The sequence below is a fragment of the Roseomonas sp. SRI_022 genome (genome assembly GCF_057586215.1).
Genome location: NZ_JBYCZL010000054.1, coordinates 1 through 14,503, shown reverse-complemented (window position 1 = coordinate 14,503; position 14,503 = coordinate 1). Strand labels below are relative to the sequence as shown.

The 14,503-nt window shown below is 70.4% G+C and carries 15 protein-coding genes and 1 pseudogene; 6 read left to right on the top strand and 10 right to left on the bottom strand.

Translation table 11 applies throughout. From position 1 onward, the window contains the following. The 3 genes from AC2YHJ_RS27590 to AC2YHJ_RS27580 form a co-directional block, all read left to right on the top strand. A partial coding sequence (locus AC2YHJ_RS27590) for a S1C family serine protease (protein WP_487399402.1) occupies positions 1-649 on the top strand: 649 nt, incomplete at its 5' end. A gap of 255 nt (positions 650-904) precedes the next feature. After that, positions 905-1,054, top strand: coding sequence for a peptide chain release factor 1 (locus AC2YHJ_RS27585; RefSeq protein WP_487399401.1), 150 nt, complete (start codon positions 905-907; stop codon positions 1,052-1,054). Between the two features lie 348 nt (positions 1,055-1,402). Then, entirely contained in the window at positions 1,403-2,770 is a 1,368-nt protein-coding gene (locus tag AC2YHJ_RS27580; RefSeq protein WP_487399403.1) for a glycosyltransferase, read from the top strand. Between the two features lie 10 nt (positions 2,771-2,780). On the opposite strand, the gene AC2YHJ_RS27575 is transcribed toward AC2YHJ_RS27580, so the two are convergent. From AC2YHJ_RS27575 to AC2YHJ_RS27530, 10 genes are all read right to left on the bottom strand, one after another. Next, entirely contained in the window at positions 2,781-3,518 is a 738-nt protein-coding gene (locus AC2YHJ_RS27575; protein ID WP_487399400.1) for a TlyA family RNA methyltransferase, read from the bottom strand. Positions 3,519-3,621: 103 nt separating this feature from the next. Then, positions 3,622-4,794 (bottom strand): cobalamin-independent methionine synthase II family protein, encoded by a 1,173-nt coding sequence (locus AC2YHJ_RS27570; protein ID WP_487399399.1) that lies wholly within the window; start codon positions 4,792-4,794, stop codon positions 3,622-3,624. A gap of 31 nt (positions 4,795-4,825) precedes the next feature. Beyond that, a complete protein-coding gene (locus tag AC2YHJ_RS27565) occupies positions 4,826-5,968 on the bottom strand; it encodes a mandelate racemase/muconate lactonizing enzyme family protein (protein WP_487399398.1) in 1,143 nt (380 codons plus the stop codon). 5 nt (positions 5,969-5,973) lie between these two features. Next, the gene (gene dxs / locus AC2YHJ_RS27560) at positions 5,974-7,893 is read right to left on the bottom strand and encodes a 1-deoxy-D-xylulose-5-phosphate synthase (RefSeq protein ID WP_487399397.1); all 1,920 of its coding nucleotides are present in this window, start codon (positions 7,891-7,893) and stop codon (positions 5,974-5,976) included. After that, a complete protein-coding gene (locus AC2YHJ_RS27555) occupies positions 7,893-8,807 on the bottom strand; it encodes a polyprenyl synthetase family protein (protein WP_487399396.1) in 915 nt (304 codons plus the stop codon). Before AC2YHJ_RS27555 ends, dxs begins: the two co-directional genes overlap by 1 nt. Before the next feature lies 1 nt (position 8,808). Continuing rightward, complete coding sequence (locus AC2YHJ_RS27550; RefSeq protein WP_487399395.1) at positions 8,809-9,036, bottom strand: exodeoxyribonuclease VII small subunit; 228 nt, start codon at positions 9,034-9,036, stop codon at positions 8,809-8,811. 65 nt (positions 9,037-9,101) lie between these two features. Beyond that, positions 9,102-10,067: a Bug family tripartite tricarboxylate transporter substrate binding protein gene (locus AC2YHJ_RS27545; protein ID WP_487399394.1), complete on the bottom strand. Its 966-nt coding sequence runs from the start codon at positions 10,065-10,067 to the stop codon at positions 9,102-9,104. Positions 10,068-10,133: 66 nt separating this feature from the next. Beyond that, positions 10,134-10,439 carry a hypothetical protein gene (locus AC2YHJ_RS27540; protein WP_487399393.1) on the bottom strand — a complete coding sequence of 102 codons (306 nt, stop codon included), beginning with the start codon at positions 10,437-10,439 and terminating at the stop codon, positions 10,134-10,136. Beyond that, positions 10,436-11,365 carry a histone deacetylase family protein gene (locus tag AC2YHJ_RS27535; RefSeq protein ID WP_487399392.1) on the bottom strand — a complete coding sequence of 310 codons (930 nt, stop codon included), beginning with the start codon at positions 11,363-11,365 and terminating at the stop codon, positions 10,436-10,438. Before AC2YHJ_RS27535 ends, AC2YHJ_RS27540 begins: the two co-directional genes overlap by 4 nt. Then, complete coding sequence (locus tag AC2YHJ_RS27530; RefSeq protein WP_209349848.1) at positions 11,362-11,601, bottom strand: sulfurtransferase TusA family protein; 240 nt, start codon at positions 11,599-11,601, stop codon at positions 11,362-11,364. The genes AC2YHJ_RS27535 and AC2YHJ_RS27530 overlap by 4 nt, the downstream gene beginning before the upstream one ends. 166 nt (positions 11,602-11,767) lie before the next feature. Between AC2YHJ_RS27530 and AC2YHJ_RS27525 the strand changes: the two genes are divergently transcribed. The 3 genes and pseudogenes from AC2YHJ_RS27525 to fliI all read left to right on the top strand — a co-directional run. Beyond that, entirely contained in the window at positions 11,768-12,658 is an 891-nt protein-coding gene (locus AC2YHJ_RS27525) for an ROK family protein (protein WP_487399391.1), read from the top strand. Positions 12,659-12,880: 222 nt separating this feature from the next. After that, a complete protein-coding gene (locus AC2YHJ_RS27520; protein ID WP_487399390.1) occupies positions 12,881-14,137 on the top strand; it encodes a DNA polymerase IV in 1,257 nt (418 codons plus the stop codon). A 46-nt stretch (positions 14,138-14,183) separates the two neighbouring features. Then, positions 14,184-14,503, top strand: a pseudogene (gene fliI / locus AC2YHJ_RS27515) (flagellum-specific ATP synthase FliI); the annotation flags it as partial.

Below are 14,503 nucleotides of genomic sequence, written 5' to 3'. Positions count from 1 at the left end.
GCCGACGCCCGCCGATCCTCGCGCCGGGCGGCCTATCAGCACCGGCTCCGCCTTCGCCGTCACCGGCAACGGGTTGGCCGTCACCAACGCCCATGTCGTGCAAGGCTGCCGCAGCGTGGTGGATGAGCACGGCCGGACGGTGCGCGTGGTCGCGGCCGATCGCCGCCGGGACCTCGCGCTGATCGATGTCGGGCGGGGCTTTCCCTCCGTGGTGCGGTTCCGCGACCGCGCGGCGGTGGACCTCGGTGAGACCGTGCTGGTCTTCGGTTTTCCCTATGGCCAGGCGCTTGGCACCGGCCTGAACGTGACCAATGGCATCGTCACGGGGCTGGCGGGGCCGGGGGGCGATGTGTCCCGCTTCCAGATGAACGCCGCGGTGCAGCCGGGCAATTCCGGCGGGCCGGCGGTCGATGATGCGGGGCTGCTGCTGGGCGTGGCGGTCGGCCGGCTGAACGACATCGCCGTGCTGCGTGCCACCGGCAGCCTGCCACAGGGTGTGAACTTCGCCATCCGGGCGGATCAGGTGGAACGCTTCCTGACCGAGCAGGGCGTGCGGCCGGAACGCGGATCGAGTGCGGGCGGCACTGGCGCGCGGGCGGTGTCCGCGGCGGTGGCGCCGGCGGTGTTCCAGATCCTCTGCCGGGGGTGATGCCCGGCGCGCAGGGGCCGATCCCTGGAGCCGTTCCCGTTCGCCCAGGCTGACGGTAACGTCTCCAGGTTATTGTTTTCGCGAGCATCTTCACCCAATCAGGTGATGCCACCTGATTGGGATCTGCTCTGGCGCGGCTGGTACGGCACATCACTGCGCGCCGCCCGGCTTGTGCCGCAACCTTTCCATGATTCAGGCGCTTTTCACCGCGACTGTCTGAATCGTGCCGCAACATTGCGTGGCCTGGAGGGTTGCATGTCGGAAGCCGAGATCGAACGGCGGATGGCGGAGCTGGACCGCCTGTTGAATGACCCCGGAACGCGGATGGATCCCGAACGCGTCTGGGCAATCCTGGCCGAGCTCAGCCGCGGCGCGGCACGCCCGGCATCACCGGCGGGGTGCTGACGTCCGTTATCGACCCAAGCCTCCGCAACCGAATTCACAGTGCAGATGCCGATCGGGTGGAAGCACCCGATCGGGCGAAGATGCGCGTCAGGACAAAAGGGTCGTGCGGTTGCCGTGAGCCATGGCGAACGGCGACCACTGCAGTGCAGCGACGTCGGAGGTCGCACGCACGGCCGTTCGGCCGGCCATGACCGTGAGCGGGGCCATCATCGCCCGCCACATATGAATACGAATAATTACAATATTGACAGTAATATTTCATGCCGATGATGGCGCCATGCGTATTGCGTCGTTCAATATTATTTTCTGCCGGGAGAAGATTGGGTGCGCATCCTCATCACGAACATCATGCTTGCGATGAGATCGGGCACTGAGGTTTTCGTGGAGCAGTTGGCGGATTGGCTCAGGCAGCAGGGCCATACGCCTGTTCTATACGCTCCGTTGATCGGTCCGCTTGGCGAGGAGATGCGGCGCCGGGGCCACCGCGTGCACGACCGCATAGAGCAGCTTCAGGAACCACCGGACGTCATTCATGGCCACCATTGTGGGCCGACCATGACGGCACTGGCAGGTTTCCCGGCGGTGCCCGCTCTCTTCGTCTCGCACAGCGTTGCCGCGGAATTCGACCGCCCGCCGGTACACCCGAACATCCTGCGCTACTTCGCCGTGTCCTGCCTGGTGCGGGAGCGGTGGTCGAGCCGCGAAGTTCCGATCGACCGGATCGGCATCCTGCGTAATCCGGTGGACATGGATCGCTTCCCACGCCGCGCGGCGCTGCCGGACCGGCCGCGGCGTGCTGTGCTCGTGGCGAAGCTCCCCGGACATGTCGAGGCGGTGCAGCAGGCCTGTGCAGCCCATGGGCTCGACCTCACGACGGTCGGCAGCGCCGTCGGCAATGTCGTGCCCAACCTGCCTAGCCTGTTCCAGGACGCCGATATCGTCTTCGCCTCCGGCCGCAGCGCCTTCGAGGCGGCGGCGTCCGGCTGCGCGGTGGTGCTCGTGGACGGGGGGGGCATGCACGGCCTGATCCGCGCGGCCGAGATCGACCGCGTCGTGGACCTGAATTGCGGTGTCGGTGCGCTCGTCCATCCGCCGACCTTCCGTGCTCTGTCGGACGCCATCAGCGGCTACGACGCGGCGGATGCGGCGGCGGTGACGGGCACGCTCCGCGGTACCCATTCGTTGGAAGTGAAGGGCCGGCGCCTGATTCAGACCTATGAGATGCTGCGCGAGGCCGGGCCTGCCAGCGGCGCGATGGATGTGGCGGTGGCCCGCTTCGTCGAGAGCTACGTGCCGCATTTCGGCGGGGACCGTGCGCGGCTCCTCGCAAGGGACACGCGCGTTGCGGCGCTTCCACCGGACATTGCGGCGCTTGTGCAGTCGCCGTGGGATCGGGGCGGGGCGGATGATGCCTGGTCCGTGCGCGCACGTTCGGCACGGGACAGCGAGCTCGCGGCGCTGAAGGCCGAACGGGACAGCGAGGTGGCGGCGCTGAAGGCCGAACGGGACGGCGAGGTGGCGGCGCTGAAGGCCGAACGGGACGGCGAGGTGGCGGCGCTGAAGGCCGAACGAGACGGCGAGGTGGCGGCGCTGAGGGCCGAACGAGACAGCGAGGTCGCGACGCTGAAGGAGGAGATCGCCGCGCTTCGTCAATCGACCTCGTGGCGCGTGACGGCGCCGATCCGGTCCATGGTGGGGATGTTCCGCGGTGGCTGAGCGCCGTTCGTCAGTCCTTTGCGGCAGCGATTAGGAATTCCCGGTTGCCCTCCGGCCCGGTGATGGGGCTCGGCTCGATGCCGAGCACCTGCCAGCCGGGCAGGGCGGTCCACCAGTCGCGGATGGTGGCGCAGACCTCCTCATGCACCGCGGGGTCGCGCACGACGCCCCCCTTGCCGACCTTCCCTGGCCCGGCTTCGAATTGCGGCTTGATCAGCGCGACGGCGAAGGCGCCGGGGGCGGCCAGTGCGAGGGCCGCCGGCAGCACGGTGCGCAGCCCGATGAAGGAAGCATCGCAGACCACCGTGCCGGGCGCCTCGGGGACCTGCTCCGCCGACAGGTAGCGCGCATTGGTGCGTTCCAGCACGACCACGCGGGGGTCGTTGCGCAGCTTCCAGTCGAGCTGCCCATGACCGACATCCACGGCATAGACTTTCATTGCGCCGCGGGTCAGCAGCACATCGGTGAAGCCGCCGGTGGATGCCCCGACATCGAGGCCGATCCGCCCTTCGGGTGACAGGCCGAAGAAATCCAGCGCGTGCGCCAGCTTGATGCCGCCGCGGCTGACCCAGGGATGGTCCTGCCCGCGCACCGCGACCGGCGTGCCTTCCGCCAGCAGGTCGCCAGCCTTGGCGATGCGCTTCTCGCCGGAGAACACCTTGCCGGCGAGGATCAGCGCCTGCGCCTTGGCGCGGGATTCCGCGAGGCCCCGTTCCACCAGCACGACGTCCGCGCGTTGCTTGGCCATGGTCTCAGCGCTTCGGCGGCGCGTCGGCGGGCGGCAGCGGGGCCGGCGCCGGCCGTGGTGCCGCGTGCGCGATGCCGCGGGCCTGGCAGATCCAGCACATGGTTCAGCCCCCGAACAGGCGGGCGGAGGCGATGCGCGCGCCTTCCGCCATGCTGCGCATCTTGGCCCAGACCACGTCGCCGGTGACGCGTCCACGCCCGGCCGCGGTGTCGAAGCCACAATCCGTGCCGGCCATCACGCGCGTCGGGTCGCCCATCGCCTGCGCGGCGCGTTCGATGCGATCCGCGACAACCTCCGGGTGCTCGACGAAATTGGTCAGCGTATCGATCACCCCGGCGACCAGGATCTGGTCGGGATCGGGCGGGTCGGCGGCGATCACGCGCGTCTCATGCGCATGGCGCGGATTGGCGAAGGGCAGCACGAAGCCGCCGACGCGTGCCTGCTTGATGATCGGCCAGATATCGGCGAGCGGCACGTCGAGGTCGTGCGGCGCCTCGTAATTGCCCCAGCAGACGTGCAGGCGCATCCGCTCGCGCGGGATGTTCGCGATGGCATCGTTGATGGTGGCGACGATGCGCTCGACGAAGCCGAGGAACTCGCTCAGCGGCCGGTCGCGATAGGAGACATGGCGTTCCAGCGCGAGGTCCGGGCAGTCCAGTTGCAGCACATGGCCGGCGTGGTGGATGGCTTCATATTCGGTGCGCAGCGCCGCGCCGAGGGCGGCGAAATACGCATCCTCCGTCGCGTAGTGCTTGTTCTGCACGATGGAGCCGACGATGCCCGGCGATGGCGCGCACATGAAGGATTCCACGTAGTGTCCGGCCATCGGCGCCAGCGCGGCGGCGAAATCGATCAGCTCCGCATCGATCGCCGCGCTGTCGGGATAGGCGACGGGGCCGATCGCGGCGGGCAGATGCGCGGTGTTGCTGACCGCGACCTTCTCGGCATTCGCGCCGACGAAGGCCTGCTTGTAGTCGGGATAGTTGTCGAGATCGCCGAAGCCGACCCGCTCGCTGCGCCCGCCGATGCCGGTCAGGCGGTGGCGGATATAGAGCGCGAAGGAATCGCGCTCCTGCTCGCCATTGTTGACGACATCGAGCCCGACCTCGACCTGGCGCGGCACGATGGCCAGCGTTGCCGCCTTACCCTCGCGCGCGATGGCGGCCTCATCCACCGCCTCGCCCAGGCTGCGGCGGGCAAACAGCGCGGTGAGCGGCTTCGGTCGCGGCAGGCTGCCGGTATGCGTCGTCAGGATGCGGCCTTCGGAACGGCGCATGGTTGTCTCCTCCTGCCCGCGGCGCGCGACGTCAGGCGCGGAAGCGATCGAGCGCGGCGCGGTCGATGGTGATGCCAAGCCCCGGCCCGTCCGGCACGGCGACGCGCCCGCCGCCGCGCAGCGCGACGGGTTCGGCCAGCAGCGCATCACGCACCGGATGCGGCGAGCGGTCGAGTTCCAGCAGCGGGGCGCGCGGAAACAGTCCCGGCGGACTGTCGGGAATGACGGCGAGCAGATGCAGCGAGGCGGCGAGCGCGACGCCGGTGCCCCAGACATGCGGATTGACGCGGATGCCGAAGGCCGAGGCCATGTCCGCGATCTTCTTCAGTTCCGAGATGCCGCCGCAGGCCGCGACATCCGGCTGCAGGATGTCGGCGGCGCGGCGCGTGATCATCTCGCGGAAGCCCCAGCGGGCGAAGGATGCCTCCCCGCCCGCGACCAGGATGGGCTGGCGCGCCTTGACCTCGAGATAGCCGTCGATGTCCTCGGGCGGCACGGGTTCCTCGAACCAGCCGATGTCGCAGGATGCGACGGCGTTGCCATAGGCGATGGCGGCCGGCGCGTCATAGGCGTGGTTGCAATCCACCAGCAGCCCGACATCGGGGCCGATGGCGGCGCGGAAGGCCTTCGTCAGCGCGATGTCCTCGGACAGGCCCCAGCCGGTCTTGAGCTTCAGCGACCGGAAGCCCTCGGACAGGCGCTGCTCCGCTTCCTGCGTCAGGTAGGCGAGGTGGTCGTCGCGCTCGCGGCGATAGAAGCCGGTGGCATAGGCTTCGATCTCGGTCCGCAGCGGGCCGCCCATCAGCCGGTGAACCGGCAGGCCGAGCGCCTTGCCCGCAATGTCCCACAGCGCGATGTCGATGGCGCTGATCGCCTCCACCACGATGCCGCGCTGGCCGTGGTCGCGCAGGCGGTTGTAGAGCGCCTGCCACAGCGCCTCCCGCGCCATGGCGTCCTGGCCGATCAGCAGCGGCGCGAGCCAGGCGACGATCGGCGCGGTCAGTTCTGGCGGGCCGAAGGCCTCGCCCCAGCCGGTGATGCCGTCCTCGGTGGTGATCTCGACCAGCATCGCACCGCGGCGGCGATACCAGGCCTGAGAATAGGCGAAGGGCTCGTCGAGATCGGCCATCAGCACATGGGGCACCACCGAGCGGATCGTGGTCCCCAGTGCCATGCCGGTCAGGCCCGCGCCGGCCGCACCGCCGAGGACTGGCCCAGCGCGGCGAGCGCCGTCGCCACGATATGCGGCGCGTTCAGCCCGGCCTCGTCATATTGCTTGCGCGGCGCCTCATGGTCGATGAAGCGGTCGGGCAGGCACATCGGGCGGATCTTCAACCCGCCATCGAGCAGGCCACGCATCGCGAGATGCTGCATCACCAGCCCACCGAAGCCGAGGATCGAGCCTTCCTCGATGGTGATCAGCACCTCGTGCTCGCGCGCGAGGCGTTCCACCAGCGCGGTATCGAGCGGCTTGGCGAAGCGCGCATCGGCGACGGTGCAGGACAGCCCGTGGGTCGCGAGTTCATCCGCTGCCTTGAGGCATTCCTGCAACCGCGCGCCATAGGACAGGATGGCGATGGAAGCGCCTTCGCGCAGCACGCGCCCGCGCCCGATCTCCAGCAGCGAACCGCGCGCCGGCAGGTCGAGGCCAAGGCCCTCGCCGCGCGGATAGCGGAAACCCGAAGGCCGGTCGTCGATCGCTGCCGCGGTCGCGACCATGTGCATCAGTTCCACCTCATCGGCGGCGGCCATCAGCACGAAGCCCGGCAGGCAGCCGAGATAGGCGATGTCGAAGATGCCCGCATGCGTCGCGCCATCCGCACCCACCAGCCCGGCGCGATCCATGGCGAAGCGCACCGGCAGCGACTGCAGCGCGACGTCGTGCATCACCTGGTCATAGGCGCGCTGGAGGAAGGTGGAATAGATCGCGCAGAAGGGCTTCATCCCTTCCGTCGCCATGCCGGCGGCGAAGGTGACGGCGTGCTGCTCGGCGATGCCGACATCGAAGCAGCGCTTCGGGAAGCGCTTCGCGAAGGCGTCCATGCCGGTGCCGGACGGCATGGCGGCATTGATCGCGACGATGCGCGCATCCTTTTCCGCCTCCGCGATCAGCGCATTGGCGAAGACCTTGGTATAGGAAGGCGGGCCGGGCGGTGCCTTGGCCTGCTCCCCGGTGACGACGTTGAACTTCTGCACGCCGTGATACTTGTCGGCAGCCGCTTCGGCGGGCGCGTAGCCCTTGCCCTTCTGCGTGACGACATGCAGCAGGATCGGGCCCGCGTGGTCCGTGTCGCGCAGGTTGCGCAGGATCGGCAGCAGGTGGTCGAGATTGTGCCCGTCCACCGGGCCGACATAGTAGAAGCCCAGTTCCTCGAACAGCGTGCCGCCGGTGAACCAGCCGCGCGCGTATTCGTCGGCGCGCCGCGCAGCGCGTTCCAGCGGTGCCGGGAAGCGCTTGGCCAGCCGAGACATCAGGTCGCGGATCGACAGGAAGGGGCGGGAGGAGATCAGCCGCGACAGATAGGCCGACATCGCACCGACCGGCGGCGCGATCGACATGTCGTTGTCGTTGAGGATGACGATGAGGTTCGCCTTCGACGCCCCGGCGTTGTTCATGGCCTCATAGGCCATGCCCGCGCTCATCGCGCCGTCGCCGATCACCGAGATGACGTGGCGGTCGTCGCCCTTCAGGTCGCGCGCGACCGCCATGCCGAGCCCGGCGGAGATCGACGTGCTCGAATGCGCCGCGCCGAAGGGGTCGTATTCGGATTCCGAGCGGCGCGTGAAGCCCGACAGCCCGCCGCCCTGGCGCAGCGTGCGGATGCGGTCGCGCCGCCCGGTCAGGATCTTGTGCGGATAGGCCTGGTGGCCGACATCCCAGATCAGCCGGTCGGCCGGCGTCTCGAACACCGCATGGACCGCGACCGTCAGTTCCACCACGCCAAGCGAGGCGCCGAGATGCCCCCCGGTGGTCGAGACCACGTCGATCGTCTCCGCCCGCAGCTCATCGGCCAGCGTCTTGAGCTGGTCGGTCGAGAAATTGCGCAGGTCGGCCGGAACCTTCACGCGGTCCAGCAGGGGGGTGGCCGGGCGGGTCATCAGTTCCTCCGCGCGATCGCGTATTGCGCGAGCGCCCGTAACAGATCGGCACGATCGCCGAGCGCGTCCAGATGCGCGGCCGCCTGGGCGGCCAAACGTTCCATCTGCCCTCGTGCACGCGGCACGCCGAGCAGGCCGACAAGCGTCGCCTTGCCGGCATCCGCATCCTTGCCGGTACGCTTGCCCGCTTCCTCCGCCGAGGCGGTGGCGTCGAGCAGGTCGTCCGCGATCTGGAAGGCGGCGCCGAGGTCGCGGCCATAGGCGGCCAGCGCCTGGCGCAGCTGCAGCGGCGCCTTGCCAAGGATTGCCCCGGCCTCGGCGGCGAATTCGATCAGCTTGCCGGTCTTGAGCATCTGGAGCCGGCCGATCTCGGCCTCCTCCATCGGCTCCGCTGCGGCTTCGGCCAGCATGTCGAGCATCTGCCCGCCGCACATCCCGCGTGGGCCCGCCGCACGGGCCAGGCCGCGGCACAACTCGGCGCGCGCGGCCGGGTCGGCATGGGTGTCGGGTTCGGCAAGAACGTAGAAGGCGTTGGCCTGCAGCGCGTCGCCGGCAAGCACCGCCGTCGCCTCGTCGAACGCCTTGTGGACGGTTGGCTTGCCGCGGCGCATGTCGTCATCGTCCATGCAGGGCAGGTCATCATGGACCAGGGAATAGGCGTGCAGCATCTCGATTGCCGCCGCCGTGCGCAGTGCAGTGTTGCGCCCGACGCCGAACTGCTTCGCCCCTTCCAGCACCAGGAAGCCGCGCAGCCGCTTGCCGCCGCCCATCGCGGCGTGGCGCATGGCATCGAACAGCCGCGCCTCGGGGCCTTCCGAGGGCGGGATCAGCATATCGAGTGCGACGTCGATTTCCGCTGCCGCCTCGGCCATCGCGAGGCCCAGCGCCTCGGCCGGGGCCGGGACGGTATCCATGCTATTCGACATCCCGCAGGGAGAGGCCGGCCGGCCCCTCGACGATGGCCTGCACCTTCTGCTCGGCCTCCGCCAGCTTGCGTTCGCAATGCGCCCGCAATGCGGCACCGCGCTGATAGGCGGAAACAGAGGCTTCCAGCGCCCCCTGCCCGCTTTCCAGTGCTTTCACGATGCCTTCGAGCTCGGCCAGCGCCTGCTCGAAGGTAAGGGTCTCGATATCGGCGGGCATCCCGCCCGCCTCGGTCCGTGCATTGGCCATGTCTGGCGCAGTTTACCAGCCGGGGGCCGTGCCGGCTATTCCGGCTCGATCCCGGCCTGGCGGATGGCGTTGGTCCACTTCACGGTCTCGGCACGGACGAAGGCGACGGCCTCGGCCGGGGTCGAGCCGCGGATATCCATGCCGAAGGTGCCGAGGCGGGCACGCAACTCGGGCGTGGCCAGCGCAGCCGTGACGGCGGCGTTGAGGCGCGTGACGCGGTCCGCCGGGGTGCCGGCGGGGACGAACAGGGCGAACCAGGCGATGACCTCGTAGTCCGGCAGGTTGCCGGCCTCGCGCACCGTCGGGATCTCGGGTACCGCGCCGGAGCGCTGGCCGGAGGTGACGGCGAGGATGCGCAGCGCGCCCGCCTGGGCCTGCGGCAGGATCACCGCCTGGTCGGCGATGAACAGGTCGACGCGCCCCGACAGCACATCCTGCACCGCGAGAGGCGAGGAGCGGTAGGGCACATGCAGCATCTTGATGCCGGCCATCGCGGCGAGTGCTTCCGTCGCCACGCGCTGGGAGGAGGAAGCCGACGCGTAGGTGATCCCTTCCGGCCGCGCCTTGGCGGCGGCGATCAGGTCAGCGAGCGTCCGGTAGGGGCTGTCGGCCTTGACCGCGACCATCAGCGGAACGGTCGCGATGGTGGAGACGGGGATGAAGCCGTTTTCCATGTCGAAGGGCACACGGCGGAACAGGGCGTTGGCCGCCGCGTTGGTGGAATTGGTGCCGATCAGCACGGTGTTGCCGTCGGGGGTCGCGCGGGCGACGGCCTCGGCGCCGATCAGGCCGTTCGCACCGGCGCGGTTCTCCACCACCACGGGCTGCCCGAGGGAGGGGCGCATGCCTTCGGCGACCACGCGGGAGACGGTGTCGGTGGCCGAACCCGGGGCGAAGGGGACGATGGCGCGGATGGGAGCGTCGGGCCAGGTCTGGGCGCCGGCAGCGGCAGGCAGCAGGGTGGCGGCCGGCAAGGCGGCCAGCAGGGCGCGGCGGTTCATGGCGGTTCCTTCCCGAGGGTCGGCGGGGAGATAGGCCGCGCGGCCCTTTCTGGGCAAGGGGCCGCCTCACATCAATGGCATCGCGCGGTCCCACAGGCGGCGATCGGCCCGCCGTGCCTTCTGCCGCAGCCACCCGCGCCGCTGCCAGCCGAGCCAAAGCATAACGACGGCCCCAAGCGGATCGGCGAAGGCCTCGAAGCGGGTCAGGGCATGGCGCCCGAAGGCCGGGCGGTCACCCGCCGCGACGGGCGTTCCGCCGGGCAGCGCCCGGATGGCGCGGAACGGCCATTCCTCCTTGTAGAGCCAGCAACCGGGCGCATCGGGATGGCGGCGGAACTGACGCAGTAGGCCGGCGCCGTCCCAGGCGCTCACGCCCGCATCAGCGCCCGCACATGCGCCGCCGTGGACCGCCCCAGCGCCTCCAGGTCGTATCCACCCTCCAGCAGCGACACCACGCGGCCCTCGCAGCAGCGATCCGCCACGCCGCACAGTGCCTCGGTCAGCCAGGCGAAATCCGCCTCCCGCACGCGCAGTTGCGCCAGCGGATCGGCGGCGTGCGCATCGAAGCCGGCCGAGATCACCAGCAGGTCCGGCGCGAAGGATTCGACCGCCGGAATGATCTGCTCCGCCCACGCCGCACGGAACGCCGCGCCGTCCGCGCCCGGCGGCAGCGTGACGTTCAGGATATTGCCGACGCCATGCTCATTCACGTCGCCGGTTCCGGGATAAAGCGGCCATTGATGGCTGCTGGCGTAGAACAGTGTCGCGTCCGTCTCGAAGCAGGCCTGCGTGCCGTTGCCGTGGTGGACGTCGAAATCCACCACCGCCACGCGCTTCGCGCCGTGTTCAGCCTGCGCATGCCGCGCCGCGATGGCGGCGTTGGAGAACAGGCAGAAACCCATCGGCCGGGCGGGCTCGCAATGATGCCCAGGCGGGCGCGTCGCGCAGAAGGCGCGGCGGAACTCGCCCTTCATCACCGCATCCACCGCGGCCACCGCGGCGCCCGCCGCCCGCAGCGCGGCCTCGGCACTGCCCCAGGACATGATGGTGTCGCCATCGAGCGCGACATGCTCATCCGGCTCCGGCCGGATCGCCAGGATCGCCGAGACGTAGTTCTCCGGATGCACCCGCGTCAGCTGATCCACCGTGGCGAGCGGTGCCTGGTCGCGGATCAGATCGGCGAATTCGCCGGCGTCGAGCGCCTTCAGCACCGATCGCAGCCGATCCGGGCATTCCGGGTGATGCGGACCCGGATCGTGATGCAGGCACGCACGATGGGTCAGCAGCAGCACACTCACGCCGGCGGATCCTCCCGCTTGCGGATGACGAAGCGGTAGGCGCCGGCTTCCTCCCCGAAGGCGACCAAGGCGTGCCCGGTTTCTTTGCAGAAAGCGCGGAAATCAGCGACCGAGGCCGGGTCGGTGGCAAGCACCGTCAGCCGTGCCCCCGCCGGCAGCCCGCGCAGTGCCTTGTTGGCCTTGAGCACCGGCAGCGGGCAGGTCAGCCCCTTCACGTCGAGCAGCGTTTCACCCATCCCGCGATTGCACCACCCGCCGCCGCCCGGGGCAAGCGTGGCGATCGGGGTTCCGCGCCCTGTCCCCGCCGGTGCACAGTGACCACCATGGCAGGAGCAACGATGTCCGATTCGACTGCGACGGCGTGGATGGGCGTGGCCCCCCGGCCGGGGGTGGGGTGAACGGATGCGCTTTGGCATCGACCTTGGCGGCACCAAGATCGAGATCGTCGCCCTCGACCGCGATGGCGCGGTGCGGCTGCGCCGACGCGTCGCGACGCCGCAGGGCTATCACGCGACAGTGGAGGCCATCGCCGGCCTGGTGCGCGGTGCGGAGCGCGAGACCGCCGCACGCGGCACGGTTGGCGTCGGCATTCCTGGCAGCCTCAGCCCCGTCACCGGCCTGGTCCGCAACGCCAATTCCCAGGCGCTGAACGGGCAGCCGCTCGACCGCGACCTGCAGGCCGCGATCGGGCGCGAAGTGCGCGTCACCAACGATGCCAACTGCCTGGCGATGAGCGAGGCTGCCGACGGCGCCGGGGCCGGATACCGCACCGTCTTCGCCGTCATCGTCGGCACGGGTTGCGGCGGCGGCATCGTATCCTCCGGCCGGCTGCTGGATGGGCCGAACGGCACCGCCGGCGAATGGGGCCACACCCCGCTGCCCTGGATGCGGCCAGAGGAATTCCCCGGGCCGCGCTGCTGGTGCGGCCGGCATGGCTGCCTCGAGACCTTCCTGTCCGGCCCCGGCCTTGCGGCCGATTGTGACGGGCCGGGCGCGCGCGATGCGGGCGGGCTGCCGTCCCGTGCGGCGGCTGGCGATGCGGCGGCCGCGGCGGCGCTGGCGCGGCATGCGGACCGGCTGGCGCGCGCGCTCGGCATGATCGCGAACATCCTCGACCCCGATGTGATCGTGCTCGGGGGCGGGCTGTCGAACATGGGGCATCTCTACGCCGATGTGCCGCCGCTGATGGCGCGGCATGTCTTCGGCGACGTGGCGCGCACGCCGATCGTGCAGGCGCGGCATGGGGATTCCTCCGGCGTCTTCGGCGCCGCGCGGCTGTGGGACACGACATGATGGCCGGGCCGGAACCGGGGACGGCTTTGCCCCCTCCGGGCAAGGCAGCGCCTTGCGCCCCGCACCAAAGGCCTAAGGGCCTTTGGAAACCTTTACTTGGCACCCAGACCGGCTGCCGCGCCCGGCGCCAGAAGATGGCATTCCAAAGGGCACTGCCCTTTGGCGGGGTGGTCCGGAGGGGCGGCGCCCCTCCGGCGCGCCATCCGATGCACGGCCACCGCCATGCCGACGCTGTGTCGTGACTGCCAGCACGCCGCCGAGCCCGCCACCACGCGCTGCGCCGCCTGCGGATCGCGCCGCGTGGTCGCGCACGCCGAACTGTTCCGCCTGACCGTCGCGCATGTCGATTGCGACGCCTTCTACGCCAGTGTCGAGAAGCGCGACCGGCCGGAACTGCTGACGAAGCCGCTCATCGTCGGCGGCGGCAAGCGCGGCGTCGTCTCCGCCTGCTGCTACATCGCACGGACGCGCGGCGTGCGCAGCGCGATGCCGATGTTCAAGGCGCTCGCCGCCTGCCCCGATGCGGTGGTGATCAAGCCGGAGATGGCGAAATACGTCCGCGAGGGCCGCCGCATCCGAACCATGATGGAGGCGCTGACGCCACTCGTGCAGCCGATGTCAATCGACGAGGCGGTGCTCGACCTCGCGGGCACCGAGGCGCTGCACGGCGCCCCACCGGCCGTAGTGCTGGCGCGCTTCGCCCTGGCGGTCGAGAAGGAGGTCGGCGTCACCGTCTCGATCGGCCTCGCGGCCAACCGGCTGATGGCGAAGCTCGCCGCCGAGCGCGACAAGCCGCGCGGCTTCGCGGTGATCGGCGCGGCGGAGGCGGCCGGCTGGCTGTCACCGCAGCCGGTATCGCTGCTGCCCGGCGTCGGGCCGGCCATGGCGAAGCGCCTCCAGGCGGCCGGCTTCTCGACGCTCGGGCAACTCGCCGCGCTCGAACCGCGGGAGGCGATGCGTCGCTTCGGGGAGGAAGGGCCGGCGCTGGCCGCCCGCGCCCGGGGCGAGGATACGCGCCGCGTGGATCCCGACCGCGAGACGAAATCCATCAGCGCCGAGACCACCTTCGAGACGGACATCGCCGCGCAGGATGCGCTGGAGGCTCCGCTGTGGCGGCTGTGCGAGAAGCTCGCGCGGCGGCTGAAGGAGAAGGATCTCGCCGCCGCCGGCGTGACGCTGAAGCTGAAGACCGCCGCCTTCGCCACGCGCACCCGCGCCGCGCGCCTGCCACAGCCGACGCGCCTGCCCGATGTGCTCTTCGCCGCCGCGCGGCCGATGCTGGCGAGGGAGGCGGATGGCACCGCCTTTCGCCTGATCGGCATCGGCGCGCAACCGCTCGCGCCGGCCGATACCGCGGATCTCGGCGACCTCGCGGACCCCGAGGCGCCGAAGCGCGCCGCGCGCTGGGCGGCGGTGGAGGCCCTGCGTGCGAAATTCGGGGAAGGGGCCGTGCTGCGCGGGCGCGGCCTGAAGAAGTAGCGCTGCCGTTTACCGGCTGCCAAGGCGCATGGGCGAGGATCGCGGCATGCCGCCCGACCTTCGCGCCACAGCCGACGCCATCGACCAATTGCCGCGCGAGATGATCCACGGCTCCGTCGCGGGCCTCGGTGGGCTTTGCGTCACGCTGGAAGGCTTCGGCCCGCTGGCGGCGATCGGCGACCGGGTGCGGCTGGAAGGGCCGAACGGCGTCTCCGCGCTGGCCGAGATCGCCGCCTTCCGCGACGGGCGGGCCGAGGCCATCGCGATGGGGCCGCTCGCCGGCCTGTCGAATGGGGTGCGCGCCGTGCTGGCGCCGCGGCCGGCGCTGGCGGTGTCGGACGCCTGGCTGGGCCGGGTGCTCGACCC

Excerpts from the sequence above, each read along its gene's own strand:
- AC2YHJ_RS27545 (WP_487399394.1), bottom strand. The coding sequence starts at position 10,067 with ATGAACCGCCGCGCCCTGCTGGCCGCCTTGCCGGCCGCCACCCTGCTG.
- AC2YHJ_RS27520 (WP_487399390.1), top strand. The coding sequence starts at position 12,881 with ATGCCGACGCTGTGTCGTGACTGCCAGCACGCCGCCGAGCCCGCCACC.
- AC2YHJ_RS27555 (WP_487399396.1), bottom strand. The coding sequence starts at position 8,807 with ATGGATACCGTCCCGGCCCCGGCCGAGGCGCTGGGCCTCGCGATGGCC.
- AC2YHJ_RS27530 (WP_209349848.1), bottom strand. The coding sequence starts at position 11,601 with ATGGGTGAAACGCTGCTCGACGTGAAGGGGCTGACCTGCCCGCTGCCG.
- AC2YHJ_RS27550 (WP_487399395.1), bottom strand. The coding sequence starts at position 9,036 with ATGCCCGCCGATATCGAGACCCTTACCTTCGAGCAGGCGCTGGCCGAG.
- AC2YHJ_RS27525 (WP_487399391.1), top strand. The coding sequence starts at position 11,768 with ATGCGCTTTGGCATCGACCTTGGCGGCACCAAGATCGAGATCGTCGCC.
- AC2YHJ_RS27575 (WP_487399400.1), bottom strand. The coding sequence starts at position 3,518 with ATGGCCAAGCAACGCGCGGACGTCGTGCTGGTGGAACGGGGCCTCGCG.
- AC2YHJ_RS27565 (WP_487399398.1), bottom strand. The coding sequence starts at position 5,968 with ATGGCACTGGGGACCACGATCCGCTCGGTGGTGCCCCATGTGCTGATG.
- dxs (WP_487399397.1), bottom strand. The coding sequence starts at position 7,893 with ATGACCCGCCCGGCCACCCCCCTGCTGGACCGCGTGAAGGTTCCGGCC.
- AC2YHJ_RS27580 (WP_487399403.1), top strand. The coding sequence starts at position 1,403 with ATGCTTGCGATGAGATCGGGCACTGAGGTTTTCGTGGAGCAGTTGGCG.
- AC2YHJ_RS27570 (WP_487399399.1), bottom strand. The coding sequence starts at position 4,794 with ATGCGCCGTTCCGAAGGCCGCATCCTGACGACGCATACCGGCAGCCTG.
- AC2YHJ_RS27585 (WP_487399401.1), top strand. The coding sequence starts at position 905 with ATGTCGGAAGCCGAGATCGAACGGCGGATGGCGGAGCTGGACCGCCTG.